Raw genomic sequence first — 23730 nt, 5'->3', positions numbered from 1 at the left:
TTGCTTACCTCGCTCTTGCAATATGCCTTCATCCACTATTACAGCTATTATAATAGAAGAAAAAATTATTTTAACAGTTAGTGAGTTGTGCAGAGATTAAGAATACCGCGCTCCTCAAGCACACTAACCAGCGTAGATCCCATCTCCGAAGGTGTAGGAGCGACGCGGATTCCGCAGGCTTCGAGTGTTTCGATCTTTTCCTTCGCTGTTCCTTTACCACCCGAGATAATCGCTCCTGCATGGCCCATTCGTTTACCTGGAGGTGCAGTCACACCGCCGATAAAGCCCACTACAGGTTTTGTCATATTATCACGAATCCACTCTGCCGCTTCTTCCTCAGCTGTACCGCCGATCTCACCAATCATGATTACAGCATGTGTGTCAGGATCCTCATTGAAACGTGAGAGAATATCGATAAATTCAGAGCCTTTGACAGGGTCTCCACCGATACCGACCGCAGAGGATTGACCAATTCCGCGTGTTGTCAACTGATGAACCGCCTCATAGGTTAATGTACCGCTTCGGGATACAACGCCAACATGACCCGGCATATGAATGTATCCAGGCATGATACCGATCTTACATTCTCCCGGTGTAATGACACCAGGACAGTTAGGCCCGATCAGAACCGTTTTCTTGCCTTCCATATAACGGGAGACCTTAACCATATCCAGTACCGGGATACCCTCTGTAATACAGATCACAAGATCTAATTCAGCATCAACAGCTTCCATGATAGAATCTGCTGCAAAAGCCGGGGGAACATAAATAACACTAGCTGCAGCTCCGGTCGCTTCTTTAGCTTCCACAACGGTATTATAAACCGGCAGGCTGACGACATTGCCATTCTCAAGTGTAATGTCAACGTTTGTACCGCCCTTACCAGGAGTTACACCGCCTACCATTTGAGTACCGTAATCCAGCGCACCCTTAGCATGGAATTTGGCCGTGGCACCTGTGATTCCTTGTGTAATCACTTTTGTATCTTTATTTACCAAAATACTCACGATCGTTCACATCCCCTACGGTTATTTTCAAATATTCGGGCAGCCCCGAAAAGGAATGAATTATTTAACGAGGGCAACGATTTTTTGTGCACCGTCTGCCATCGAATCCGCTGCTACGATGTTAAGACCGGATTCGGATAATATTTTCTTGCCCAGATCAACGTTCGTTCCTTCAAGTCTTACGACAAGAGGTTTGGTGAGGCCAAGCTGCTTCGCTGCTTCAACAACACCATCAGCAATGACGTCACAGCGCATGATGCCGCCAAAGATGTTGACGAAGATTCCTTCTACCTTAGCATCAGACAGAATAATCTTGAATGCTTCAGTTACTTTCTCTGTTGTAGCACCGCCCCCAACGTCAAGGAAGTTGGCTGGGTCGCCACCGTAATACTTGATGATATCCATCGTTGCCATGGCAAGACCCGCACCGTTTACCATACAACCGATGTTACCATCAAGCGCTATGTAGCTCAGGTCATACTTCGATGCTTCGATTTCTTTCTCATCTTCTTCATCTAGATCACGCAAAGCTTGAATGTCTTTGTGACGATATAACGCATTGGAATCAAAATTGAGCTTCGCATCCAGCGCCATAACGTTGCCATCGCCTGTGACAACGAGCGGATTAATCTCGGCAATGGAACAATCTTTGTCAACGAATGCTTCATACAGCGCGAGCATGAACTTCACCGCTTTATTGACCAGTTCACTTGGAATGTTAATTGCATAAGCAAGTCTCCGCGCCTGGAATACCTGGAAACCAACCGCAGGGTCGATGACTTCTTTGAAAATCTTCTCTGGTGTTGCTGCCGCTACCTCTTCAATCTCGGTACCACCTTCTTCAGAAGCCATCATGACAACTCGTCCGGTTCCGCGGTCTACGACAACACCTACGTAATACTCCTTGCGAATATCGCATCCTTCTTCGATAAGAAGACGTTTTACTTCTTTACCTTCAGGGCCTGTTTGATGAGTGACCAGCACTTTACCGAGAATTTCGGAAGCATATGCACGTACTTCATCTGAATTTTTGGCTACTTTTACGCCGCCTGCCTTACCGCGTCCACCTGCGTGGATTTGCGCTTTTACTACAGTCACCTGGCTTCCCAGCGACTCTGCGGCCTCTACCGCTTCCTCTACCGTGTAAGCAACTTTCCCGTTCGGAACGGTAACTCCGTACTGTTTCAGCACTTCTTTTCCTTGATATTCATGGATATTCATTCTCGAATCCTCCTATCAACATGACTGCAACAAGGCGGGTTAAATGACATGTTTCCTTATAAACCCACATCATTGTATCATGTTTTTAAAACGCTTACCTTAAAAATTCATCTCGGAACGAGTGTATTTTGATATCGGTATCATTCCAAATATCGAATACTTGGCAATAAATGTAAAATAAAAAAACCTTCATGGTTAATTAGTTACTTTTAACCAGAAGGCTTCAACTATACACAATTATACTCAGTTTATCTGTTTAACCCCATTCTCAGTTATTACTGCTTACTCTCCACGTTTGCATCGTGAACTTTGGCTAACAGTCCTTTGAATTGATTGAGCATTACACCAAACTGCTCATCATCATCGCTCGTTCCTGAGCGCATCGCAAGCGGAATATGCAGCGCTTCATCATGAAGCCTCGCACCTTCCTCCGTCAACGTAATCATAACCTTTCTTTCGTCGCTCACAGAACGCTCGCGATGAATAAGGCCGGCTGACTGCATTCTCTTGAGCAGCGGAGTCAGCGTGCCTGAGTCCAGGTAGAGCTTCTCTCCAATGTCCTTAACCGTGCATTCCTTATGCTCCCATAACACCATGAGTACGAGATACTGTGAGTAAGTCACTCCAAGCTTATCGAGAAAAGGCTGATACAGTTTAGTAATCTCTCTAGAGCATGCATATATAGCAAAGCAAAGCTGGTTCTCCAGCTTCAATTCTTCATGAATCGACATAGTACCTCCACCCGCTTATCAGATTATGTTTTAATCAAGTTGTCTTTAATGTTCTTTAGCAGGATAATTCACATTTTCTTCTTATTTTAGCACAGCAATCATAAAAATCTACATTTAATTTATGAAAATTATTTACAATTATATTTTATTATGATAAATTTAATTTTACACAATATATTTTTCGGTATTACTACATTATCATCACTGCGTCCCTATTGACTCCATAACGTTATCCATCCGTATATACAATTCTCATGCAGCCTACAGGTTAAGCGTACTGGTATTTAAAGTTGGTACATTTATAGCAATAATGTCTTCTATTTCCCTATAAATTGTTGTATGCTGCTGAGAATTTTTATATAGATAATTCCGTATCATTCTTATTTATAATTAAGATACAGATTCAGATGAAGATTCTTGAACATCCAGAATGACTTGAAAATGAGGAAGCACCTATTCACACTGACACTCTCAAGATCATGTGACGAGAGCAGCGTAGAATAGGTGCTTTCCTTTTGTGTGGAAATATGCGGGTATGTTTAGTATAGTATAATTACTATATATTAAAATTTTTACTTATGAATAAAAAAGTATATTTCCAAGGAAGTGAATGGATTGTGACTCATAAATCTAATGATAATCATCAGAAGAATACTTCAAACGAATCACATGAAAATGTTTCTTTCAATAGTGCGACGGATCATTATCGTAATGTAATGGGTGCTCCTACGAAGAGAGTACATATGAGCAGCTTGCCAAAGCCAATCAAATGGTTCATGTATATTATTTATTTTGTTGCGGGACTAGCAGCTCTATCGATCTTGGCAATTATTATTTATCAGACTATTACTTGATTAAGGTATCGGAATTAAGCTTAGTCTAATCCTAATCTAAGAGGCATGAAAAAAGCTCCCGAGATCATTCTCGACAGCTAATAAACAGCACGACGTTATAGATTACGAATAATCTCAAAATAATATTGAATATATGCTAATCAAAGTGATTAGTATTCCTCCAACGAAAGATAATAGGTATCCTAATGTGCTAAAGGAAGTTAGAATCTCAAATAATACAGCGAGAAACATTGCAGGTTTTGCTTCCTGCTCCTTTAATCCCGTTTTAACGACATTATATAAATCTTTGACATAAAAATATCCAATCCAAGTAAAGAATATCCCAGCTATAATTCCTATGAGGTCATTTTTTAGCATAGCGAGTCCTACTTCCCAATTATATTCCGCAATGAATCCATTAAATTTCTTCAATATTTCTAACATAAAAAGCTCGCCAGAGCGATTGCCAAGGTACTGAACAGAACAGTGAAATATAAAAAAAGCTAAAAGCCTATCAAGGTTTTTTTAAATTATTTCTTATAGTTTAACTACATAAACTATAGTTGCAATAAAATTCCAGTTTATGTCGTTGGGATTGGGAGGTTGTCATTTTCATAATAACCCTCCATATCTTCTACCCACGATTTTAACCCATGAAGAAAGCTCTCTATATCACTATTCTCCCATTCGTCGGGCTTTAACTTAAAATCATTTGCTAACAAAGAAATAAACTTTGTGAATTGTTCCTTATCCTTTACTTTTTCTAACTCTTAATATAATTCATTTCCACATCTGACTATCTCTTTTGAAGCCCAATTGACTGGTTATTTCTTCAAAGTCCATATTTTCATTGAATCATCTTTCCATACATTAATTCTTTTTAAATCAGTAGGTGATAGAGTACCTGATTTTAATGCATTTGCATATCCTGTTACTGTATACTCACCGGTTTTATTTTTAATAGAACTTTGCATATAATGAATGGATGTCTTTAGGATTTAGAGTATTATTCCCCAAACCCTTTGGTTCACTCTTAAATAAACCTTACGGGTCAATATAACTTACTTCATCTGGTTTACAAATTCTGTTTTCACTACTTTGTAGGTGGCTTGTCGTAGAGACAACCTTTCGTGCTAAGAGAGCGACCAATATCGAACGCCCCTAGCAGCTCATCCTTCGTTTGGTTCTTAAATTCACTGCCACGATCCGTATGAAACCATTGAATGTCGCTCAAGTCGCCTTCTACCGTGGCAAAGGCACGAGAAATTAAAGGCCCTGCACTGTGTCCAATAATTTCTCTATTAAATAAGTCATTGTCCTCCTACAATGTTTATTTGTTAAAAATACTCAATAATAGTTATTTTAACATTAACTCGCCTAAAGCAATCTATCATATTAAAATTAATTCTGTAAACCTATAATTTGGTGTAGCCGATCCAATCTATTACAGGTGATGTGATAACTATTCAAGAAGAAGAGACCGAAACTGGAACGATAGCTTTTGTACATATCTTGGACGATGACTTTAATTCAATCACGGGATATTATTTTGGTTCTACTGGAGATATTCTAGAAGGTGATACTGTTAGATTAAGAGGAGTCCCAACGGCAGCTTATTCTTTTGCTAATATAGGTGGAGGTACAACAAACGCCACATTGATTACTATTTCAACTATTCAAAAGCTATAAAAAATGTACCCTCGCCAAATTAAGCGAGGGTATTTTTGATTTTTATAAATTAATCATTATCTGCTTTATTTCTTCTAATCAAGCTTTGCGATGATTTCGGAACAAATGAAAGCTAAAAGCATTCAACTCTGGAGAGGCCTATTCTCAAGGAACATGACCTCTCATATATTTTCTTATTATACAAATGGGCTTATTTTGTTTCAACATTAATGCCCCAAGGCTTTAACACCATTTCTAAATTCATCAATTGAATTGTTTATTTTCTTAACATCATTTACAGTGATGTCAGATGGTTTATAGTTTATAGCCTTCCAAGCTTTCCCGTAAACTGCATATAATGCACCGAGTGCACCCTCATCTTCATCAAGTGGAGTAAGCGCACCATATGGTTCAGTTATATTTCTGAATTCTTCAATGAGGAAAGCCGCGTCAATCATTTCCTGATTCGTAATGTTATTATCAGTAATTAAAGCTGAAAACCGATAATTAATACTAGCGGCCCGCTCGTCTATGCTGACAAGCTGTAATTGTTGAAGATCTTTAATTTTGCTAGTGAGAGCGTGGTATTTACTTGCTGTAATTATTGAATAAACTCCAATAATTATTGCTAGACCAATCACCAACAAAATTAATATATTCTTTTTCATAGTTCACCTTACTTTCTTCCTGTAATCGTGAAGTAGTGCGTAGCTTGTCGAGTATATACATCAACAGGATAGTAATAAGAAATATCATTTGTTGTAAATACAGTGTAATATGCCTTAGCACTTGCTTGTAAATTTCTTGTAACACCTTCAGGAACATCGTAGTGAAACAAAAAGTTTGAGACTGCTCCTATCGATTTTGGTTTGTATCCTGCTTTATATGTGCCTGTTGCAGGATCGTACACGCCTGCGGTATATTTATCAGCATTTGCAACGCCAACACTAGGTGGTATCTCTGTTTTATCTTTTGAGACACTTGTAAGGTATATTGATGCAGATTTGTTTAATCCATCTATGTTATGTTTAACTCCACCTGATGACTCATTGATTAAAAAGAGAGCTGTATCAATGATACCTCCTAAGTACGGTATCGATAGTCCGTCAGCTAACCATCCCAAACCAGGAATAGCTACTTTAGAGGATTCCTTTGGTAATATATTCGAAGGTGCAATAAAATTATCGACAGCACTTTGCGACTTAAATGTAGTTACAATTTTTGAGTTTGTTACCTGTGTAGCTCTTATGTCACCTGGCATTTTATAATTACGACTATACCACTGTTGAACTATGCCGTTACGTGTGTAGGTTTTTATTCTAGCTTTACCTGAGAATCCATCATAAACAACAGAACTAGAGACAGCAATTGTAGCAGCGTTGTTCTCTTGTATAGTACCGTTAGGATTGAAATTTAATTCACCGATCCCGGTGGCATAATTATAACCTTTATAATAGTACTTTTCATATGCATCGGCTACAGCACTAGAAGGTTTAATTGAAAAAATGAAAATAGCTAAAATAACGATGAGCAACGTAATATATTGTTTTTGTTTTTTCATTGTTGGCTTTCTCCATAAATAATCTTATTGATTTGATCCCAGTCATTTTTAGTTAGAAATGCCTCTCCAAATGGGATAAAGGCAGTTTCACCTATAGACCCTGATGTTAATGCAACATCAATTTTTTTAGTTTTAGGTTCAAATCTGATACCCAAGATTGCTTCTTCTTGGTTAACTTTATTTGTTAATTGAACTGAGACACTTCCAATGTAAACTGTCCGATCGTCATATTTCACTTCACGAAATACATCTTGACCTGTAAAGTTGAAAAATTGTTTTTCTTCTTTCAGTTTTAACTTGCCCGATATACTTCCATTATAAAGTGTCATCTCAGGCGACATTTCTTCATTTTTTTGAAGTTCAATATCTAAGACAAGTTGTGATTGTTTTTCTTTACCAAATTTCTTGTTGTTTTCAATAGTTAAAGAGCTATCCTTAAACTCTTCTAATAGTTCATCATTTGACTTAATATTGAACTTGTAGGTATTGTTATTCTTATCATCTGTAAATCCCATAGTAAACAGAACTACAGCGAAGAGAGAGATCACTAACCCAACTATTATTATTTTTTTCTTATTCATTCAACAATTCACCTCATGTTACGTATAGATCTATGATCACTGCCCGGACAAATGATAATAGTGACATACTAGCTAATAATTATCCAAGGGAAGAAAGTCTTGGAATTATTGCTAATGTGTACTGATAAGTATAGCAGAGTGATTAAGCATGATTAACCTTTAAATATTTACAATAGAGGAATATATTTCATTTAATGGGTGCTATTATTTAATCAAAATAAGAAAAAAGATGTTTAAATGGAAATAAAGCCCTATCCACGAGAACAGGGCTTTTTCATTTAGTCAGCTACTTCAATCTCTACTAGTCTTCGATCAAGCTCGGCGATATCTTCAGAAATGATTGAAATAAGTTTTAGGAAATTCTTTCTGAACCGATACATAACGACAGCTGCTTCTTCCCTTGTCTGGGTTGCACCCGGTCTGGACCCGTCATAGTATCCGTTCTTCGTCATTTCTTCCCAGGCTGACTCAGCCCAATCGCTAACCTTATGAATATCCCTCTCTGTAGTCACCTTAGCAGTCTCCTTCCGCTTTATACCGAAGTATGATGCAATCCCCTTAACATGTCCGTCTATGATCGCCTGAATGACCTCTGGACGCTTTAAGCGTTCTGAGTCAGCTAAGACATCTATAAATAGATTTTCTGTCAAGACTGCTGGCATTTTACTTTCACGGACCATATGCAAGTTCTCTGTCTTCTGACCCCGATCAATTACACCGAATGGTTTGAGCTCATTCATTACAGCAGTGTGAATAGCATTCTGAAGCTTTACATAGTTGCTTTATCAACTGCGCTTTGCATTAGCAGGCTACCCAATTCCTCGTTAAGAGCTGTATTTTCTCCCTGCAACCCTTTCACCTTCGATTCCAGCGATCCGTTAGAAACGTATTCATAAAAAATAGTTTTGTTAGTTATATCTATCCGTTGAATTGGTGTTAGGTCCGGTGCCAAATTTTCAGGACCCGGTACTTCGTCAACTTCTACATAGTTTCCCAACTCTTCCTGCGGAACCGTGAAATATATATAAGTGACTGTGCCATAACCTTCTTTATATGGTTCATAAAATACGTAAGCCATTTTAAATTCCCTTTCCTGTAGTCGAATTGTTTACATAGTGTATATCGTAATCCTGGAAAATCTACCAGATACAATTGGCGCGTAGTTGCATTCGCTGATAGTGAGCTCCCTAGCATACTAACCGATAAAATCGTTCCCGCTAATACTGAGCTAATTTTTTTATTTTTTTCATTTTTCACACCACTCCTTTTAAGTAACGTCTCATATCCCTTTCTACGGTGATAAGCACGAATAGAGATACTTTTCCATTCATAACTTTTGAACCCCACTGCCAACCAATATGGATTTCATTACCATCAAAAAAGTCATACTTGACATTTCAAGTTATCCCTATTTACAATTAACTGTAAGTAAAATTTGTAGCCCATTATTTATACTTTTGAATCTTCCTTATAGAATCAGAATACAGTTTATTTGATGTAAGATGATTTATATTAAATCTAATTCCTGTTTACTTGAAAATAAGGAAGCACCTTTTTTCACGTTGATACGCTCATGATTTTGTTATGAGACGAATACGTAAAGGGGTGCTTTTTGGTGTATGGAAAATTATACGGTGCATGTTTATATGGCATAGATGGGGTATTAATTGAGGTGGAGACGGATCTCTCGAACGGTCTGCCCCAGACCTCCATCATCGGACTTCCGGATTCGGCCATTAGAGAAGCGGTGGAACGGGTTCGCGCAGCGATTAAGAACTGCGGATTTCAGTATCCGATGCAGCGGGTTACGATCAATCTGGCGCCAGCTGATCTGAAGAAGGAGGGGTCCTCTTTTGACTTAGCCATTGCCCTCGCAATACTATCGACCAGTGAGCAGCTGCTGCTTCCCCCTGACAAAAAGACACTGTTTCTCGGCGAACTCGCGCTGGATGGGAGTCTTAGGCCTGTGCCTGGCGTTCTCAGTATGGTGGATTTAGCACGCAGACAGGGCTTTGATTCGGTCATCCTGCCTCAAGAAAATGCCGCAGAAGGAGCAATTATTGGTGGAATTGATGTGTTTGGCCTCTCTCATCTAAAAGAGATCATTCCGGACAATTCAACTTCACCTGATGGAAAAATCTTGATAGAGAACTACAAGCATCTGATCAGTCATCGTCCGCCTACCTCGACTGCTCATGAAGAGCATCCTTCCCTTCCTGAGGATTATCTGGATGTTCTCGGTCAGCAGCATGTCAAAAGAGCATTGACCATTGCAGCAGCAGGCATGCATAACATCCTGCTCGTAGGACCGCCTGGAACGGGAAAAACCATGCTCATTAAACGTCTTCCGACCATTCTTCCACCGCTGTCTGAATTGGAGGCACTGGAAGTCACCAAAATATTAAGTGCTTCGGGTAAGCTCAAAGAAGGAGTCAGCGGGCTTGCAACCAGACGCCCTTTTCGTTCCCCTCACCATACGATCTCGAGCGGAGGACTTATCGGGGGTGGGACAGTTCCCAAGCCTGGGGAAGTAAGTCTGGCCCATAGGGGGATCTTATTTCTTGACGAGCTGCCGGAATTCAGCAGACAAGTGCTTGAAGTGCTCAGGCAGCCGTTAGAGGATCGGCAGGTTACAGTGAGCCGGGCAAGAGCCGCCTTTACTTTCCCTGCTCATTTTATGCTCGCTGCATCCATGAATCCATGTCCGTGTGGATACGCCGGTGGAGATCCTCAGCTGCAGCGCTGTACCTGTAGCCCTGCCAAGGTTGCTGCTTATCGTGCGAAAATATCCGGTCCCTTAATAGATCGAATTGATCTGCAGGTAGAAGTTCCAAGACCTAGAGAAGGATTAGAGGCAACAGTAACCTCTTCTTCGGAAACGATGCTTCAGATGGTGCTCTCCGTTCATAAAATTCAAGCAGCGCGCTACAAGAATTACCCTATCTCTTGGAATAGTGAGCTGTCCGGCAGACTGTTAAGACGTTATGCCAACCTTGAGCGTGATGCATCCGAAATGCTGGTTCAAACCATTGATGCCCTCGGACTCAGTATGAGATCCTATGATCGGATCCTGAAGATGGCCAGAACAATTGCTGATTTGGGAGGGCAGGATTTAATCCAGATCGAACATGTTGCAGAAGCGATACAATATCGTAATTTAGATTTAAAATCGGTTGCGATGCCGGAGTATGATTAAGAATTTCTAACCAATAGGACTAACCATTCAATACAGAGCATCCTGAGGATGCAGCTATTAGATAGATATAATTTTAAATGAGTTAAATATAGGGTTTAATATAGGGATTAATAATGAATGAGATTGGATACGATCGAGATTGATAGACTTCAATAGACTTCAATAGACTTCAATAGAATTCAGTAGATGATATATTACATTCGAACAGGATACTAGATACATTACAATATAAACAACATACACTCAACTGTAATCAAAACCGCCTCTTTTCGCCTTAGATAACATCCTTGCTGCATGGTCTAGATCATATTTATTCTCAAGCCAATCGACATCGACGTATTCGGTAGTGCCAAATCGAGCTCTGTAGAAGGCTAGTCTCCTAATCGGGTACGGCTCTCCTTCTATTTTATTTAACAAATAATACCCAACCAGCTCTGCAGCTTCCTTCCAAGCATATCCTGATTTTTTATTCACCTTTAACTCATATAAGGTACCGTCGTTCATCACATCAGCGTAAGCACCGCCCACCACCCTGCGTTTTTGATCAAAGGACGGGGAGTAGAACGTATTGCCATGGATAGTGGTAAAATGCTCATTGAAGATCTGAATTAATTGAATTAAGTCCTCCATCACATCTGGCGTGGGGGGTATTGTAAATTGTTTAACAAATTGTTCTGTACTGGTAAAAGTAGACCTTACGCCCACTCGATATATCGTATCGAGCTTACTGCACATAAAAGCACCTCTGATCATCTCAGAGGGATGAATCTGCTCACCATGAACAAAGCTTGTCCATTTTGATCTAAATTCGGCATATAGCTGATTCAGTACAGCAGTCTCAGGAACATCCTCAAAAAACTCATTTATGACTTCATGTCCCTTTACTACAAATGGATTAAACGCCATATCAGGAGAATCACCGTTCTTTCTCGCAATCATGGCACAGGCTAGATATTGAAATGAGGTTCGAATAAGGCCTGACACGTAACTTGTGAACTGGGCTTCTGCCAATAGGTTTTTATTTTTGAATGGCGCTGCCGCTGCATCAGAATAAAAATCACCGGCTACTGGTGTCACTTCTCGAATAACTCTCTGCAAAGTGGAATTCGTATTCAATAATGAAGCCAAGCTCATAGATAAATCACCCTATCATTAAATGAATGGACTGCACTCTTACGTACAAACCATTATAAATTTCATAAGACTAATTTACAAAAATCTAAGCCCTTTACAACTACCACTTGAAATTTATTCACCCATTTTTCTTTCACCAAATATTAGAGTAGTAATCCTTAATAACAATCCTGGAATCCACCTTCCTAGAGCAGAATTGTACAACAAACTAATACTACAAACTGTCACATCAAATAGTGCTTGACAAAGAAAACAAAAAAGCTCTTTCTGATCAATTCAGAAGAGCTTCGTCTTATTTCGTCTTATTATAGCTTACTCAAAAATTGTTAATTTGGCCGCTGCAGCAGTACGCTCCTGAGGCTTAGGTACAACGTCAGGGTATCCTACATAGATCATACCGAGAATTTTCTCGCCAGGAACAATATTCAGGGTTTCTCTAAATTTAGGTCCATATAGAAACGGCTTGGTCATCCAGAAGGTCCCGATCTCTTCACTCCATGCTGCGAGCATGAAATTTTGTATAAGTGCACTGGTTGCCGCAAAATCCTCATCCCAAATCGCTTGGCGCGGATCTTCCTTCATGATGACAAGCAGCGTTGTCGGATTCGTAAGTACGGCATTGACAAATTTATTGTCCTCGCCCATTTCATTCGATACCGCCTCAGCCAGCTTCTGACGACCTTCACCTGTAAACAAGAGAAATCTCCAAGGCTCGCGAAGCTTATGATTCGGTGCCCACACCGCAGTATCCAGCAGCTCGGTAATTTTCTCAACCGGCACAGCCTCTTGCTTAAATTTCTTAATCGTCCGGCGCTCACGAATGACATCCTTTACATGGACAGATGAGGCAATTTGCGATTCATTCATATTATATGATCCTCCTTAACAGGTATGAAGTTTTAATCCAACACAGATAATGATAATCTTTATCAATTAGATACTGGTGTTAGCATACCTCGGTTCTTCATATAAAGTCAAATCATTATCCGTCCTACGAGTTCCACTAAAGGCTGTTTTTGCAATTAAAATTAGAATATGATCGACCATGCCCGAACATTCGTGCAGCTTCTCTCGAAGCACTTGCCATAGATTAAATCGATCTTGGCGAACAACATCAAACCGTTTGGCTTCGGCTCAGGAATGACATTACTAAGCCCTTAGTCAAACGATTTGATTAGAATGCATTTATGATGTGATCGATATGTAATGGTTCCTCTGTCCAGTTTGCTCGATTCAGCAGAACCCCTATGACATCAAAGCGAATGGGACTATTGTATAATTTGCGCTCTTGAATATATACGGCTGCGGTACGGCGTACCTGAGCTATTTTTCGTTGATTGACCGATTCCAGATGAGTCCCGAATCGATCCAGGCTTGTCCGGCTTCTGATTTCCGCAAAAATATAGGTTCCGTCCTTCTGAGCAACGATATCGAGCTCCCCGCTCTTGCATTTCCAGTTCGTATCCATAATGTCATATCCCTGCTGCTTAAGGTATTGCATAGCCGCCTTTTCCCCGGCTCCACCTTTCTCTTTGCGAGAATCTTTCCTCTTGTTAGGTGCAGCCGGCTTGGAATTAAAATATTCCTTCATCGTCGCTTACACCTCATTTCCCTGTCCTGCTGATGCAATTGCCTTCTGCTCGGCCTGATATACAAATGTAAGCACTTCGGCAACGAGCTGATACAATTCAGGAGGAATCTGTTCATCCAAATCCAGCTTAGACAGCACTTCGACAAGAGCGGGGTCTTCCTGAATCGGAACGCCATGCTCCAGTGCCTTCTCCAGGATGGATTCTGCCAGCCTTCCATCCCCTTTTGCAACCACGACAGGGGCTTCTGCCTCGCCAGGTGCGTATCTGAGAGCAACCGCCTTCTTACGAACCACGCTTTCTTGTGATTGCTGCTTCATACTCGCATATCCACCCCTTTATATGATTCTGGCACATAGGAGGCTATTTTGTTAATGACGGAGGAAGAGGAAGCCTCTCCTTGTTCTTTTGGCTCATGACGATTCTCAACCACCTCTGACTTATATACCGAGAGCTGATAACCTGTGCTCCGCAGGGCACTGTCCACTTGTGCACGCCCCAGCTCAAATATTTGCGCAGCCATCTCATTATCCGTGCGAATATGGAGACTGATGACCTTTCCTGCCACCTGCATGTCGATTAGTGTGGGGCCGAGCCGCTTCATGTTCAGGTCAAACCATATTCGGCAATGGGATGCATCCATTTCACCGCGCGGTCCGCGGCGGGACTGGATCTGGACATTCGCCGTCGTCTGTCCGTCCGCTCCGCTCAGAGGGATGAACCAGTTCATCTGGGCAAAAGGAGCGGTTCGGTCGGTGTTCATCAGCAGCTGATGCCCTGTAAGCAAGTGCACGAGCTGTCCTGCGGTCTCCTTGAGACCAGCAGGCAGCTCTGGACTTGCTTCAATCTGCATCAGCACGCTCTTGAGCGTGTCCGCCTGCTCTACAGCGGACACCTCTGCCTGCGCGGGTGCCAGCGCCCCGCGCACCACCTGCTGCTCGTGCTCAGCACCGAGCAGCTTCAGCACACGCGCCACCCACGAGTCATCCCTCATGGTGGCAGGCGTTTGCACTGCCGGTGCTGGCACTGCATCAGCACCGTCCTGCTGCGGCATGCCCTGCGCTGCCGCAGCCACCCCCGTGCCGGCCGAATCAGCTCCGGCCGGCCACTGCGGCGCAGCTCGCAGCTGGGCAAGCAGTGCTGCGGTACGCAGCACAAGCTCGCCCCCGCCCGCTGCTGCGCCTCTTGGAGCCTGGACAGGAGCTTCGCCTCTGTCCAGGCTGCGAGTGGCTGAAGTCGCCGTCTTCGGCTCTTCAGCCTCCCCCACAGGCAGGCTCGTCACTCTGCCTGCCTCATCCCGTTCAGCAGCAGCCGCTTGCGCCTGGCTGCCCGTATACACCCGGTGATCCTGAACTTCCGGATCACCGCCACCCAGCTCTACCTGCAGTGTACCAGCTACATTATATCCTGGTGCGCCTGTGCCCGCTGAGCGAAACGTCGTATTAGGTTCTGCGGCTGCAGGACCAGATGCTGAAGTTGTCTTTACAGCTTCTACGGCGTTACCTTGGACAATCCTTGGATCTGTTTTCCCTTCCTTCATGGGCACCATAAGTTCGGGTTCGTCAGCTCCGGCATTTTGACCTGTTAACGCTGCTGCACCCGCTGCTTTATGAATATCTGCTTGCTGCTGCGCCATTCCAGCACTTGATGGTCTAGTCCCCTCGCTCCCAGCATGTATCCGGGCTTGACTATTCTCTTGTGAGCCAGCCATCTCTCTAGCTGTCTCCGAGACACCGCTCAGTACCTTCCCACTCGCAGCAGCTTCATTCAACCTTGCATCTAGCTGACCCAGCATTTCATCTAATGCGGGTCCAAACATCGCATAATATAAACCGGAAACGGTAGCCCCCGTGACAGGCAGTCCCCTCTGCATGGCAAGAATTGCCGAGGTGATCCACTCTATATCCCCTGCTGCAGCCGGCTTTAAATTCATAAGGGATTGAACCAGCTTCACATTGTCCTTGGTCAGCGGTACTCCACTCTGCTGCATTGCGCTAACCAGTGTTCTGTTCTCCTTCGTATCCGGCAGCTGAAGATTCGTCAGTAGATCTGCAAGCGTTGCTGTCGATACGGATGCAAGCGTGCCTTGAAAAGGCTTCATCACCATCATGCCGTCCTTGTTCTGTCCACCCACCTGAAGAAGCGCATTTTGCCCAGCTACTAGCGGAGCATCTAATGCTGCCCTCACCTGCACCCCTTTGATTTGAAGCACGGCTTCCTTTTGATCCGGTGACACCTGAATGACCTCGGCACGCACAACCATTCCTTCTTTCAGCTCGAGTGTCTTAGCTCCGCCTAGAGGCTTGGGATCGCCGAGCATTCCCCTGATCGCTTGACCTATATTCAAATAGCATCCGCTCCTTTCCTTAAACAATGACGTGCCATTCTATATAAACGGGTATCATTGAAATACTTATGTCTAATCTACCAAAGTACACTATTAATCTTATCGGTATAACGGAAAGAACACTGAAGAACGCTTTCCTAGTAAAAAAGCAGTACTGCTCTTAGACACAGTACTGCATAAAATTTAATATGACTATCATAATTGATATCCATCGATTATATGAAAATGAAATGAAATGAATTACACAGATCACGATAAATACATTCCAAGGAGCTTCACGATCTATCATCCATTGTATTATGCTAACCTGTAACCCATACTATGATAAAGCATGGACATCAGAGGCACTCGTCTCATCTACTTCTTAATTACTGCTTATTTGCTACACTACGCCCTATCTACTAGAACAATGTAGGCTGCTCCTGCTCTCCTAATATCTTTCCAAGAAAGCTTCTGCGATGCAGCGGTGTCGGTCCCAAGGCAAGGAGCTGCTCTCTGTGCAGCTTCGTTGCATAGCCCTTATGTATAGCAATTCCGTACTCAGGATACAGCGCATCCCACTCCCCTTTACACATCCGATCTCGCGTAACCTTGGCAATAATGGATGCTGCACCGATCGATTGACTATTAGCGTCCCCTTTGATAATGGATAATTGCGGCAGATGAATGTCTACGGTTTCTGCATCCACGAGCAGATGATCCGGAGATGGGGTAAGCGACTGAACGGCCTGTTTCATGGCAAGCCTTGATGCCTGTCTAATATTAATCCGGTCTATCGTATCCACATCCACAATCCCTATACCTACAGCGACAGCTTCCTTCATGATGATATCGAATAACAATTCCCGCTTCTTATCACTCAGCTTCTTGGAGTCATTGACCCCTTCAAGCACCAGTCCTTTAGGCAAAATAACGGCAGCTGCTACAACATCGCCGAACAAGCAGCCTCTTCCTACTTCATCAATGCCTGCAATATATTCCGCCCCACTGTCCCAAGCTTGTCTTTCGTACCTTAGCATATCAACTTCAGGTTCTTCGAACGTATCCGTCCCCTGTATTTCCAAATTTAGTTCTGTCATTTGTTATTTCCCCCTAACGGCACAACCCATAACCATTATCATAACATATGTACACTTACGCGAGAACCACATAGAAGCACGGGTAATGCAGCAATCCCCTGCAGTACTCTGCAGGGGATTAACGGCAAATCCTATTTTGATGATTTAATCGATGGTTTCTTTAAAAAGGAGATTCCAGACTAAATCGACCAAGCTTGCCGCCTCTCAGCTCTCTAAGCATCAAAGAGGAAGCCTTCTCCAGATCGATTCGTCCTCCGCTCATGACGGCACCGCGCTTACGTCCGATTTCTTCCATGATGGCTACAATCTGATCCGGATCTTCCGAATCTTTCGGAGCTTCAGACAAGCCATAACGCTCCTGCATTGCCGGCCAGTAATACTGGGCAAGATATTTTATCGCGAAAAAGGCAATGTCCTCCACGTTAAGTATCTCTTCCTTAATGGCACCCGTAACGGCCAGACGGTAACCCACATTCTGATCTTCGAATTTAGGCCACAGAATACCTGGCGTATCCAGGAGCTCAATTTCCTTACCTACTCTAATCCATTGCTGACCTTTGGTTACGCCTGGACGATCACCGGTAGCCGCAATATTTCTACCGGCCAAACGGTTGATTAGTGTAGATTTACCGACATTCGGTATGCCAACGATTAGTGCGCGAATCGCTCTCGGGTTCATGCCTTTGGCAATTTGCCTGTCGATCTTTTCTTTCAACAATATCTTGGCAGTCGAGGGGATATCCTTAACACCTGTTCCTGTATTGGCATCGACAGCCAGTGCAGTATGACCCTCTTCTTTAAAATACTTAATCCATTCTTCCGTTACCTTCGCATCAGCCAAATCCGACTTGTTCAGCAGGATCATTCGTGGCTTGTTCTGCAGTATTTCATCAATCATCGGGTTACGGCTGGATAATGGAAGCCGTGCATCCACCAGTTCAATGACGACATCGATCAATTTCAGCTTCTCCTGAATTTGACGACGGGCTCTCGTCATATGTCCTGGAAACCATTGTATGGTCATCGCTATTCACCTTCTTTTTCACAAACAGTTGAATCCATTTCAACCTCTGTCATATATTTCAATTTCAGTGATTAATCCATTCGATATCCTTCAGCGGCCAGAAAATAACATCGGCTCGTCCTACAATATCCTCAAGTGGTACATATCCAATCATACGACTGTCTGTACTGTTCCCACGGTTATCACCAAGGGCAAAAATATGACCTTCCGGCACAGTGCCGTCCGGGAAATACTCATTCGGGAAGTTGTACGTATTGTACTGTCCGCCATTCGCCTGTGCTTCTGCAATCGCTTCTTGCAGATAAGGCTCCTCCACAACTTCACCATTTACCTTCAAGGTGTCCCCCGTGACTTCAACCGAATCCCCTTCAACGGCAATGACCCGCTTAATGAAATCCCGGTTTTCAGAAGGCACATGGAAGACAACGACCTCTCCGCGTTCGGGTTCCCTGATGTCATACAGGATTTGGTTCACAATGACTCTTTCACCTGTATGAAAATTCGGCTGCATCGATGGCCCGTCAACAATAAAAGGCTTGAACAAGAAGAATCGGATAATAAACACGAGCACCAACGCAATTGCAATGGCTTTGACCCATTCCCAAATCTCGTTCTTTACCTTTTTCGATTTAGAATTCCCATTCTCCGGTGTATTCAAACGTTCATTCTGCACATCCTGCTCCATCGCTTGTCCTCACTTCCTCATCCATGTCATCATCGAAACGATGCTTCTAGACATATTCTATGTATGATATCTTGTTAGAGACATACCATCTGTTGTCAAGATCGTTTCCTCTGAAAATATTGTAAGAGAAATCTTAACCGGATACAACTTCGTCCCTTCGATCGGAGGGCGAAAGCTCCTCTATATCACATAAATAGATTAAAAATTCTATATTGTTCATAATCAATTGAGCTGGATCGTCTACAATCGCATTCTGCTTCTACACAAACTATACATAAAAAAAAGCGAAAAGGGCTTGTTTCCAAGCCCTTTCCGTTATTCGTTATATTAACGAATTTCTTTAATTCTCGCTGCTTTACCACGAAGTTCACGAAGATAATAAAGCTTCGCACGACGCACTTTACCACGGCGAGCCACTTCGATTTTATCGATTTTTGGGGAATGAAGCGGGAAAGTTCTTTCCACACCTACACCGTAAGAAATTTTACGAACTGTAAAAGTCTCACTAATTCCACCACCACGGCGTTTGATTACTACACCTTCGAACAACTGGATACGTTCGCGAGTTCCCTCGATAACCTTAACGTGCACTTTCAAAGTGTCACCAGGACGAAAGTTCGGCAAATCTTTACGCAATTGTTCTTGTGTAATCGCTTGGACGATATTCATCTATGACTCCCTCCTTCCGTACAGGTGTTCATGTCTCTTCCGGATAACCTTCTGTCATCCATCATCATCCACAGCGGACCACCGTATTCCACACAACAGAAAAATTATAACATGTAATTGCAAAGTAATGCAAGTATTAAGCACTATTTTTCATAAAATCATTAGTTAATGCTGATTCATGCCACTTCTTGTCTGATTCAGTAAATTTGTTGTATCCAAAATATTACAATCTGTCATATTGTATCGTTTGTGATAGAGATGCTATTGCCGTGAACAATCCCACCCGTGCTCGACTCATAAAGCCTGTACTTCTTGGGAGCTCGTAAAGAACAAGGCATTTGACTTATCACTTCGTCAGCTTGTGCCTGAAGTGGCCGCAGCCTCGTTCCAGCCCAATACGTATAGTCTGGGGACAGTCAAATAATAGATGCAAGTATAGCATTTAGGTTAACTGTGGCGTAAAAACATCTGGCCATCGACTAGAACTCGGCTTATCTGTCATTATTTAAGGCTTATGAATTCACTCTTTCCGTTCGAGCTGTTCAAGCCATGCTTTCTCCTTCTTCGTCAGCTCCACCTGCTCCAGTAGATCTGGACGTCTCGTCAGCGTCCGAAGTAAGGACTGTTCTCTGCGCCAAGCGTCAATGTTTTTATGATGGCCTGAGAGCAGGATATCCGGTACCTTATGACCTCTAAACTCTGCAGGTCTCGTATAGTGTGGGTACTCCAGCAGACCGGTGCTGAAAGAGTCGGTAACCGCACTTGTTTCATTACCAAGCACGCCTGGAAGAAGTCTCACCACGCTGTCGATAACGACCATAGCTGGCAGCTCTCCCCCTGTCAGTACATAATCTCCGGTGGAAATCTCATCTGTCACCAGATGCTCACGAATTCGCTCATCATAGCCCTCATAATGACCGCAAATAAATATAAGATGTTCTTCCTTCGATAGCTCCTCAGCCTTCTTCTGCGTAAAGGTCTCTCCTTGCGGACACATCAGAATAATGCGCGGCTGTTTGGCAGATGATGCTTCCGACTGGATCTCCGCAATTGATAATGTCGCTGAATCTGATTCCACATCTAGAACGGATTCCGCATGCTCTTGCATATTAGACCCACTTCTTCTCGCTTCCTTCTTACACAGCAGATCTTCCACTGCGGCAAAAATCGGCTCCGGCTTCAGCACCATCCCGCCGCCGCCACCGTATGGCATGTCATCTACTTGTCCATGCTTGTTCCCCGCATATTCACGAAAGTTCAGAGCGTTCAAGGAAACAATTCCTTTGGCTTGTGCTTTCCCTAATATGCTTGTACCAAATACACCGTGAAACATTTCCGGAAACAGGGTTAACACATCAACCTTCATTACACTAATCCTTCCATCAGATGCACGGTTACCTTTTGATTAACAACATCGACATGCAGAATGACCTCGTCAATATAAGGAAGCAGAATCTCTTTGCCGTTATTCGCTTTGACCACCCACACGTCATTTGCTCCAGGAGTCAAGATCTCCTTAATCGTACCAAGCGTCTCTCCTTCATCTGTTACCACTTCACAGCCGACAATTTGGTGAAAGTAGAACTCATCTTCGCTCAGTTCTGATTGATACTCAGAAGACACTTTTAACATCGTGCCTTTATATTTTTCAACTTCATTAATGTTTGTGAAGTCGTTTAAACGCACGACATACATATTTTTGTGAAGTCTTGCTGACTCTACCGTTACAGGCAGATGTCCCTCTCCAGTATCAATAACCAGCTTGCTCCCTTTGGCAAAGCGCTCCTCCGGGAAATCGGTCAGCGGAAGTACTTTCAGCTCACCATGAATTCCGTGTGTATTTACGATTTTTCCTACATTAAAAAATTGTGACATAGGTCCTCCTGAATTTCGATTAGACAAGGCTAAGTTATATAAGCATGTACGAAAAAGGGCTAGGACATGCATCCTAACCCCCTTTCGTATATCTTTAAGATATGATATCGACGGTAACCCGTTTATCCATCTTAACTGCTGCAGATGTGACGACCGTACGGAGTGCTTTCGCGATCTTCCCCTGCTTGCCGATCACTTTCCCCACATCCTCAGGATGCACGGTCAATTCATAGACAACAAGGCGATCCTTCTCCAGTGTCCGGACCGACACATCTTCCGGATGATCTACCAAAGCCTTCGCAATAACGCCGACTAATTGTTCCATAGATACCCTCCGTTTTCAGCACCTAATTATTTCTGTTGTTTAAGCTCATGGAACTTCTTCATTACACCCGCTTTGCTAAGCAAGTTGCGAACTGTATCAGATGCTTGCGCACCATTTTGAAGCCATTTGAGTGCTTTATCTTCATCGATCTTAACCACTGCTGGTTGTTCAACCGGATTGTAGTAACCGATTTCCTCGATAAAACGGCCATCACGCGGGGAACGGGAATCCGATACAACCACACGATAGAAAGGCGCTTTATGAGCTCCCATACGTTTCAGACGAATACGAACTGCCACGAAAATTCACCTCCTTCAATAAAATAAATATATTGTAAGCTCGGCTTAACGGAAAGGGAATTTCATTCCCTTACTGAGTCCTTTAAGCTGCTTCATTGCCTTCTTATTGCCCTTCGGCCCCATCATACCACTGAATTGCTTCATTACTTTACGCATCTCATCGAACTGCTTAATCAGACGATTGACTTCCGCAACGGTAGTACCGCTGCCTGCTGCGATCCGTTTGCGACGGGATGGATTGATGATCTCTGGATTCTGCTTCTCTTCTCTTGTCATGGAGAATACGATGGCTTCAATCCGGTTCATCTGCTTGTCATCCACCTTGAGATCCTTGGTCTGCTTCATATTGCTCATCCCAGGAATCATGTCCATGAGCTGATCAAGTGGTCCCAGCTTCTTGATCTGGTCCATTTGCTCGAGGAAATCTTCGAACGTGAACGATGCGGTCCGCATCTTCTGTTCCATTTCCTTCGCTTTAGCCGTGTCAATGTTTGACTGGGCCTTCTCGATCAAGGATAGCATATCGCCCATGCCCAAAATTCGGGAGGACATGCGTTCCGGATGGAACGGCTCAAGTGCATCCAGCTTCTCACCGAGCGTGATGAATTTAATCGGACAACCTGTAACAGCCTTAACGGAGAGAGCAGCACCACCGCGAGTATCTCCATCCAGCTTCGTAAGCACGACGCCGGTTAGTGATAACTGTGAGTTGAAATGCTCTGCTACGTTTACTGCATCCTGACCCGTCATGGCATCCACGACGAGAAGTACTTCATCCGGATTTACATTACTGTGGATCAGCCGAAGCTCTTCCATCAGCTCTTCATCTACATGAAGACGACCGGCCGTATCAATAATGACATAGTCATGGCCGTTATCCTTGGCATGCTGCAAGCCTTGCTTCGCAATCTCTACTGGGCTTGTCTTGTCACCTAATGTAAATACCGGTGCTTTGAGCTGCTCTCCAAGAACCTGCAGCTGCTTGATCGCCGCCGGACGATAAATATCGCCTGCCACAAGCAGCGGCTTTGCATTTTGCTTCTGCAAGAGCTTCGCGAGCTTACCTGTGGTTGTCGTCTTACCGGCACCCTGCAAACCGATCATCATAATAACTGTCGGCGGTTTGTTTGCCTTGGCCAGCTTCGATTGGCTTCCGCCCATCAGCTCGGTCAGCTCTTTATTTACGATGTCAATGATGACCATGCCAGGAGTGAAGCTCTCCATCACTTCCTTACCAACGGCCTTCTCTTTGACTTTCGAAATAAACTGCTTGACGACCTTGAAGTTAACATCGGCTTCAAGTAAGGCAAGACGCACCTCTCGCATCGCTTCGTTGACATCTTCCTCGCTTACTTTCCCTTTGCCGCGAAGCTTGCTGAATACATTCGTAAGTCTAGCTGTTAATCCTTCAAATGGCATAAACACACCTCCTAAAGTCCATATTGCGAAGGGTAATCCCTATTCCAGAACCTCCAGGTGGTTCACAATTTCATTCATTCTATGTTTGTCTTCACTCGTCATCCCGCTTGATTCAATCATAATCTTAAGCTTCTCTAGGTCAGTAAGCCGCCATTCATGCTTCTCAAGCAAGCCGAGTTTGTCCTCATACATTTCAAGTACCTGCTCTGCACGCTTAATGTGCTCATACACCGCTTGCCGACTAATCTCAAATTCTGACGCAATCTCTCCCAAGGAAAAATCATCATGAAAATAATACTTCAGAAAAGTCTGCTGCTTCTCGGTTAACAGGTTTTCATAAAAATCAAACAGTAGGTTGATTCGATTCGTCTTCTCAAGCCGATTCTCCTGACTCATCTTGAGGGACACTCCCTTCGTCAAGGAAAAACACTTTACACTCATTAACGTTCTCTATCTTACAAAAAACAAAAGAAGATGTCAAGCATAA

Annotated in this window: 27 protein-coding genes and 1 pseudogene; 3 read left to right on the top strand and 25 right to left on the bottom strand. The window is 43.2% G+C overall.

Features of this window, described 5'->3' with window-relative positions:
- Positions 1 to 77: 77 nt before the first annotated feature.
- From sucD to BM415_RS04645, 3 genes are all read right to left on the bottom strand, one after another.
- Positions 78 to 1007, bottom strand: coding sequence for a succinate--CoA ligase subunit alpha (gene sucD, locus BM415_RS04655; RefSeq protein WP_091155106.1), 930 nt, complete (start codon positions 1005 to 1007; stop codon positions 78 to 80).
- 60 nt (positions 1008 to 1067) lie between these two features.
- The gene (gene sucC / locus BM415_RS04650) at positions 1068 to 2228 is read right to left on the bottom strand and encodes an ADP-forming succinate--CoA ligase subunit beta (protein WP_091155104.1); all 1161 of its coding nucleotides are present in this window, start codon (positions 2226 to 2228) and stop codon (positions 1068 to 1070) included.
- Positions 2229 to 2503: 275 nt separating this feature from the next.
- On the bottom strand, positions 2504 to 2959 hold the full coding sequence (locus tag BM415_RS04645; protein WP_091155098.1) for a MarR family winged helix-turn-helix transcriptional regulator: 456 nt from the start codon (positions 2957 to 2959) through the stop codon (positions 2504 to 2506).
- A gap of 617 nt (positions 2960 to 3576) precedes the next feature.
- Between BM415_RS04645 and BM415_RS04640 the strand changes: the two genes are divergently transcribed.
- Positions 3577 to 3813 carry a hypothetical protein gene (locus BM415_RS04640; RefSeq protein WP_091155095.1) on the top strand — a complete coding sequence of 79 codons (237 nt, stop codon included), beginning with the start codon at positions 3577 to 3579 and terminating at the stop codon, positions 3811 to 3813.
- A gap of 114 nt (positions 3814 to 3927) precedes the next feature.
- Here the strand turns inward: BM415_RS04640 and BM415_RS04635 are convergent, their stop codons facing one another.
- Together BM415_RS04635 and BM415_RS25430 are read right to left on the bottom strand one after the other, a co-directional pair.
- Positions 3928 to 4236: a hypothetical protein gene (locus tag BM415_RS04635; protein ID WP_091155089.1), complete on the bottom strand. Its 309-nt coding sequence runs from the start codon at positions 4234 to 4236 to the stop codon at positions 3928 to 3930.
- A 632-nt stretch (positions 4237 to 4868) separates the two neighbouring features.
- Positions 4869 to 5104: pseudogene (locus BM415_RS25430) on the bottom strand (IS3 family transposase); the annotation flags it as partial.
- A gap of 143 nt (positions 5105 to 5247) precedes the next feature.
- Between BM415_RS25430 and BM415_RS24640 the strand changes: the two are divergent.
- Positions 5248 to 5481: a hypothetical protein gene (locus BM415_RS24640; protein WP_139236946.1), complete on the top strand. Its 234-nt coding sequence runs from the start codon at positions 5248 to 5250 to the stop codon at positions 5479 to 5481.
- Positions 5482 to 5687: 206 nt separating this feature from the next.
- Here BM415_RS24640 and BM415_RS04625 read toward each other — a convergent pair whose 3' ends face one another.
- The 5 genes from BM415_RS04625 to BM415_RS04605 all read right to left on the bottom strand — a co-directional run bounded on the left by BM415_RS04625 (position 5688) and on the right by BM415_RS04605 (position 8680).
- Entirely contained in the window at positions 5688 to 6128 is a 441-nt protein-coding gene (locus BM415_RS04625; protein WP_091155086.1) for a hypothetical protein, read from the bottom strand.
- 8 nt (positions 6129 to 6136) lie between these two features.
- Positions 6137 to 7021 carry a hypothetical protein gene (locus tag BM415_RS04620; RefSeq protein WP_091155083.1) on the bottom strand — a complete coding sequence of 295 codons (885 nt, stop codon included), beginning with the start codon at positions 7019 to 7021 and terminating at the stop codon, positions 6137 to 6139.
- The gene (locus BM415_RS04615; protein ID WP_091155080.1) at positions 7018 to 7602 is read right to left on the bottom strand and encodes a hypothetical protein; all 585 of its coding nucleotides are present in this window, start codon (positions 7600 to 7602) and stop codon (positions 7018 to 7020) included. The genes BM415_RS04620 and BM415_RS04615 overlap by 4 nt, the downstream gene beginning before the upstream one ends.
- A 278-nt stretch (positions 7603 to 7880) precedes the next feature.
- A complete protein-coding gene (locus tag BM415_RS04610; RefSeq protein ID WP_280142863.1) occupies positions 7881 to 8357 on the bottom strand; it encodes an N-acetylmuramoyl-L-alanine amidase in 477 nt (158 codons plus the stop codon).
- Between the two features lie 14 nt (positions 8358 to 8371).
- Positions 8372 to 8680 carry a hypothetical protein gene (locus BM415_RS04605; protein WP_091155072.1) on the bottom strand — a complete coding sequence of 103 codons (309 nt, stop codon included), beginning with the start codon at positions 8678 to 8680 and terminating at the stop codon, positions 8372 to 8374.
- 537 nt (positions 8681 to 9217) lie between these two features.
- Here BM415_RS04605 and BM415_RS04600 point away from each other — a divergent pair.
- Complete coding sequence (locus BM415_RS04600) at positions 9218 to 10798, top strand: YifB family Mg chelatase-like AAA ATPase (protein WP_091155070.1); 1581 nt, start codon at positions 9218 to 9220, stop codon at positions 10796 to 10798.
- Positions 10799 to 11041: 243 nt separating this feature from the next.
- On the opposite strand, the gene BM415_RS04595 is transcribed toward BM415_RS04600, so the two are convergent.
- The 15 genes from BM415_RS04595 to BM415_RS04525 form a co-directional block, all read right to left on the bottom strand.
- Positions 11042 to 11932, bottom strand: a complete 891-nt coding sequence (locus BM415_RS04595) for a hypothetical protein (RefSeq protein WP_091155067.1) — start codon at positions 11930 to 11932, stop codon at positions 11042 to 11044.
- A gap of 312 nt (positions 11933 to 12244) precedes the next feature.
- A complete protein-coding gene (locus tag BM415_RS04590) occupies positions 12245 to 12799 on the bottom strand; it encodes a nitroreductase family protein (protein WP_091155065.1) in 555 nt (184 codons plus the stop codon).
- A gap of 307 nt (positions 12800 to 13106) precedes the next feature.
- Entirely contained in the window at positions 13107 to 13523 is a 417-nt protein-coding gene (locus BM415_RS04585) for a YraN family protein (RefSeq protein WP_091155064.1), read from the bottom strand.
- Between the two features lie 6 nt (positions 13524 to 13529).
- Positions 13530 to 13841 (bottom strand): EscU/YscU/HrcU family type III secretion system export apparatus switch protein, encoded by a 312-nt coding sequence (locus BM415_RS04580; RefSeq protein ID WP_091155061.1) that lies wholly within the window; start codon positions 13839 to 13841, stop codon positions 13530 to 13532.
- Positions 13838 to 15868 carry a flagellar hook-length control protein FliK gene (locus tag BM415_RS04575; protein ID WP_091155059.1) on the bottom strand — a complete coding sequence of 677 codons (2031 nt, stop codon included), beginning with the start codon at positions 15866 to 15868 and terminating at the stop codon, positions 13838 to 13840. Before BM415_RS04575 ends, BM415_RS04580 begins: the two co-directional genes overlap by 4 nt.
- A 401-nt stretch (positions 15869 to 16269) precedes the next feature.
- Entirely contained in the window at positions 16270 to 16947 is a 678-nt protein-coding gene (locus BM415_RS04570) for a ribonuclease HII (protein WP_091155056.1), read from the bottom strand.
- A 160-nt stretch (positions 16948 to 17107) separates the two neighbouring features.
- A complete protein-coding gene (gene ylqF / locus BM415_RS04565; protein ID WP_091155054.1) occupies positions 17108 to 17971 on the bottom strand; it encodes a ribosome biogenesis GTPase YlqF in 864 nt (287 codons plus the stop codon).
- A 64-nt stretch (positions 17972 to 18035) separates the two neighbouring features.
- Positions 18036 to 18656, bottom strand: coding sequence for a signal peptidase I (lepB, locus tag BM415_RS04560; RefSeq protein ID WP_091155052.1), 621 nt, complete (start codon positions 18654 to 18656; stop codon positions 18036 to 18038).
- 327 nt (positions 18657 to 18983) lie between these two features.
- Positions 18984 to 19325: a 50S ribosomal protein L19 gene (gene rplS / locus BM415_RS04555; protein ID WP_091155050.1), complete on the bottom strand. Its 342-nt coding sequence runs from the start codon at positions 19323 to 19325 to the stop codon at positions 18984 to 18986.
- A gap of 520 nt (positions 19326 to 19845) precedes the next feature.
- Entirely contained in the window at positions 19846 to 20691 is an 846-nt protein-coding gene (trmD, locus tag BM415_RS04550) for a tRNA (guanosine(37)-N1)-methyltransferase TrmD (protein WP_091155048.1), read from the bottom strand.
- Positions 20691 to 21200, bottom strand: coding sequence for a ribosome maturation factor RimM (rimM, locus tag BM415_RS04545; RefSeq protein ID WP_091155046.1), 510 nt, complete (start codon positions 21198 to 21200; stop codon positions 20691 to 20693). The genes trmD and rimM overlap by 1 nt, the downstream gene beginning before the upstream one ends.
- Before the next feature lie 94 nt (positions 21201 to 21294).
- Positions 21295 to 21525, bottom strand: coding sequence for a KH domain-containing protein (locus tag BM415_RS04540; protein ID WP_091155044.1), 231 nt, complete (start codon positions 21523 to 21525; stop codon positions 21295 to 21297).
- A 26-nt stretch (positions 21526 to 21551) separates the two neighbouring features.
- The gene (gene rpsP / locus BM415_RS04535) at positions 21552 to 21824 is read right to left on the bottom strand and encodes a 30S ribosomal protein S16 (RefSeq protein ID WP_047909749.1); all 273 of its coding nucleotides are present in this window, start codon (positions 21822 to 21824) and stop codon (positions 21552 to 21554) included.
- A gap of 45 nt (positions 21825 to 21869) precedes the next feature.
- Complete coding sequence (ffh, locus tag BM415_RS04530) at positions 21870 to 23243, bottom strand: signal recognition particle protein (protein ID WP_091155041.1); 1374 nt, start codon at positions 23241 to 23243, stop codon at positions 21870 to 21872.
- Positions 23244 to 23282: 39 nt separating this feature from the next.
- Positions 23283 to 23639 carry a putative DNA-binding protein gene (locus BM415_RS04525; protein ID WP_091155039.1) on the bottom strand — a complete coding sequence of 119 codons (357 nt, stop codon included), beginning with the start codon at positions 23637 to 23639 and terminating at the stop codon, positions 23283 to 23285.
- Positions 23640 to 23730: the final 91 nt, after the last annotated feature.

Origin of the sequence: Paenibacillus sp. 453mf, from assembly GCF_900116105.1 — a bacterium.
Classification (GTDB): domain Bacteria; phylum Bacillota; class Bacilli; order Paenibacillales; family Paenibacillaceae; genus Paenibacillus; species Paenibacillus provencensis.
This window is presented reverse-complemented; position numbering and strand designations above follow the sequence as displayed.

Excerpts from the sequence above, each read along its gene's own strand:
- sucC (WP_091155104.1), bottom strand. The coding sequence starts at position 2,228 with ATGAATATCCATGAATATCAAGGAAAAGAAGTGCTGAAACAGTACGGA.
- BM415_RS04645 (WP_091155098.1), bottom strand. The coding sequence starts at position 2,959 with ATGTCGATTCATGAAGAATTGAAGCTGGAGAACCAGCTTTGCTTTGCT.
- BM415_RS04635 (WP_091155089.1), bottom strand. The coding sequence starts at position 4,236 with ATGTTAGAAATATTGAAGAAATTTAATGGATTCATTGCGGAATATAAT.
- BM415_RS04625 (WP_091155086.1), bottom strand. The coding sequence starts at position 6,128 with ATGAAAAAGAATATATTAATTTTGTTGGTGATTGGTCTAGCAATAATT.
- BM415_RS04620 (WP_091155083.1), bottom strand. The coding sequence starts at position 7,021 with ATGAAAAAACAAAAACAATATATTACGTTGCTCATCGTTATTTTAGCT.
- BM415_RS04615 (WP_091155080.1), bottom strand. The coding sequence starts at position 7,602 with ATGAATAAGAAAAAAATAATAATAGTTGGGTTAGTGATCTCTCTCTTC.
- BM415_RS04605 (WP_091155072.1), bottom strand. The coding sequence starts at position 8,680 with ATGGCTTACGTATTTTATGAACCATATAAAGAAGGTTATGGCACAGTC.
- BM415_RS04595 (WP_091155067.1), bottom strand. The coding sequence starts at position 11,932 with ATGAGCTTGGCTTCATTATTGAATACGAATTCCACTTTGCAGAGAGTT.
- BM415_RS04590 (WP_091155065.1), bottom strand. The coding sequence starts at position 12,799 with ATGAATGAATCGCAAATTGCCTCATCTGTCCATGTAAAGGATGTCATT.
- BM415_RS04585 (WP_091155064.1), bottom strand. The coding sequence starts at position 13,523 with ATGAAGGAATATTTTAATTCCAAGCCGGCTGCACCTAACAAGAGGAAA.
- BM415_RS04580 (WP_091155061.1), bottom strand. The coding sequence starts at position 13,841 with ATGAAGCAGCAATCACAAGAAAGCGTGGTTCGTAAGAAGGCGGTTGCT.
- BM415_RS04570 (WP_091155056.1), bottom strand. The coding sequence starts at position 16,947 with ATGACAGAACTAAATTTGGAAATACAGGGGACGGATACGTTCGAAGAA.
- ylqF (WP_091155054.1), bottom strand. The coding sequence starts at position 17,971 with ATGACCATACAATGGTTTCCAGGACATATGACGAGAGCCCGTCGTCAA.
- lepB (WP_091155052.1), bottom strand. The coding sequence starts at position 18,656 with ATGGAGCAGGATGTGCAGAATGAACGTTTGAATACACCGGAGAATGGG.
- rplS (WP_091155050.1), bottom strand. The coding sequence starts at position 19,325 with ATGAATATCGTCCAAGCGATTACACAAGAACAATTGCGTAAAGATTTG.
- trmD (WP_091155048.1), bottom strand. The coding sequence starts at position 20,691 with ATGAAGGTTGATGTGTTAACCCTGTTTCCGGAAATGTTTCACGGTGTA.
- rimM (WP_091155046.1), bottom strand. The coding sequence starts at position 21,200 with ATGTCACAATTTTTTAATGTAGGAAAAATCGTAAATACACACGGAATT.
- BM415_RS04540 (WP_091155044.1), bottom strand. The coding sequence starts at position 21,525 with ATGGAACAATTAGTCGGCGTTATTGCGAAGGCTTTGGTAGATCATCCG.
- ffh (WP_091155041.1), bottom strand. The coding sequence starts at position 23,243 with ATGCCATTTGAAGGATTAACAGCTAGACTTACGAATGTATTCAGCAAG.
- BM415_RS04525 (WP_091155039.1), bottom strand. The coding sequence starts at position 23,639 with ATGAGTCAGGAGAATCGGCTTGAGAAGACGAATCGAATCAACCTACTG.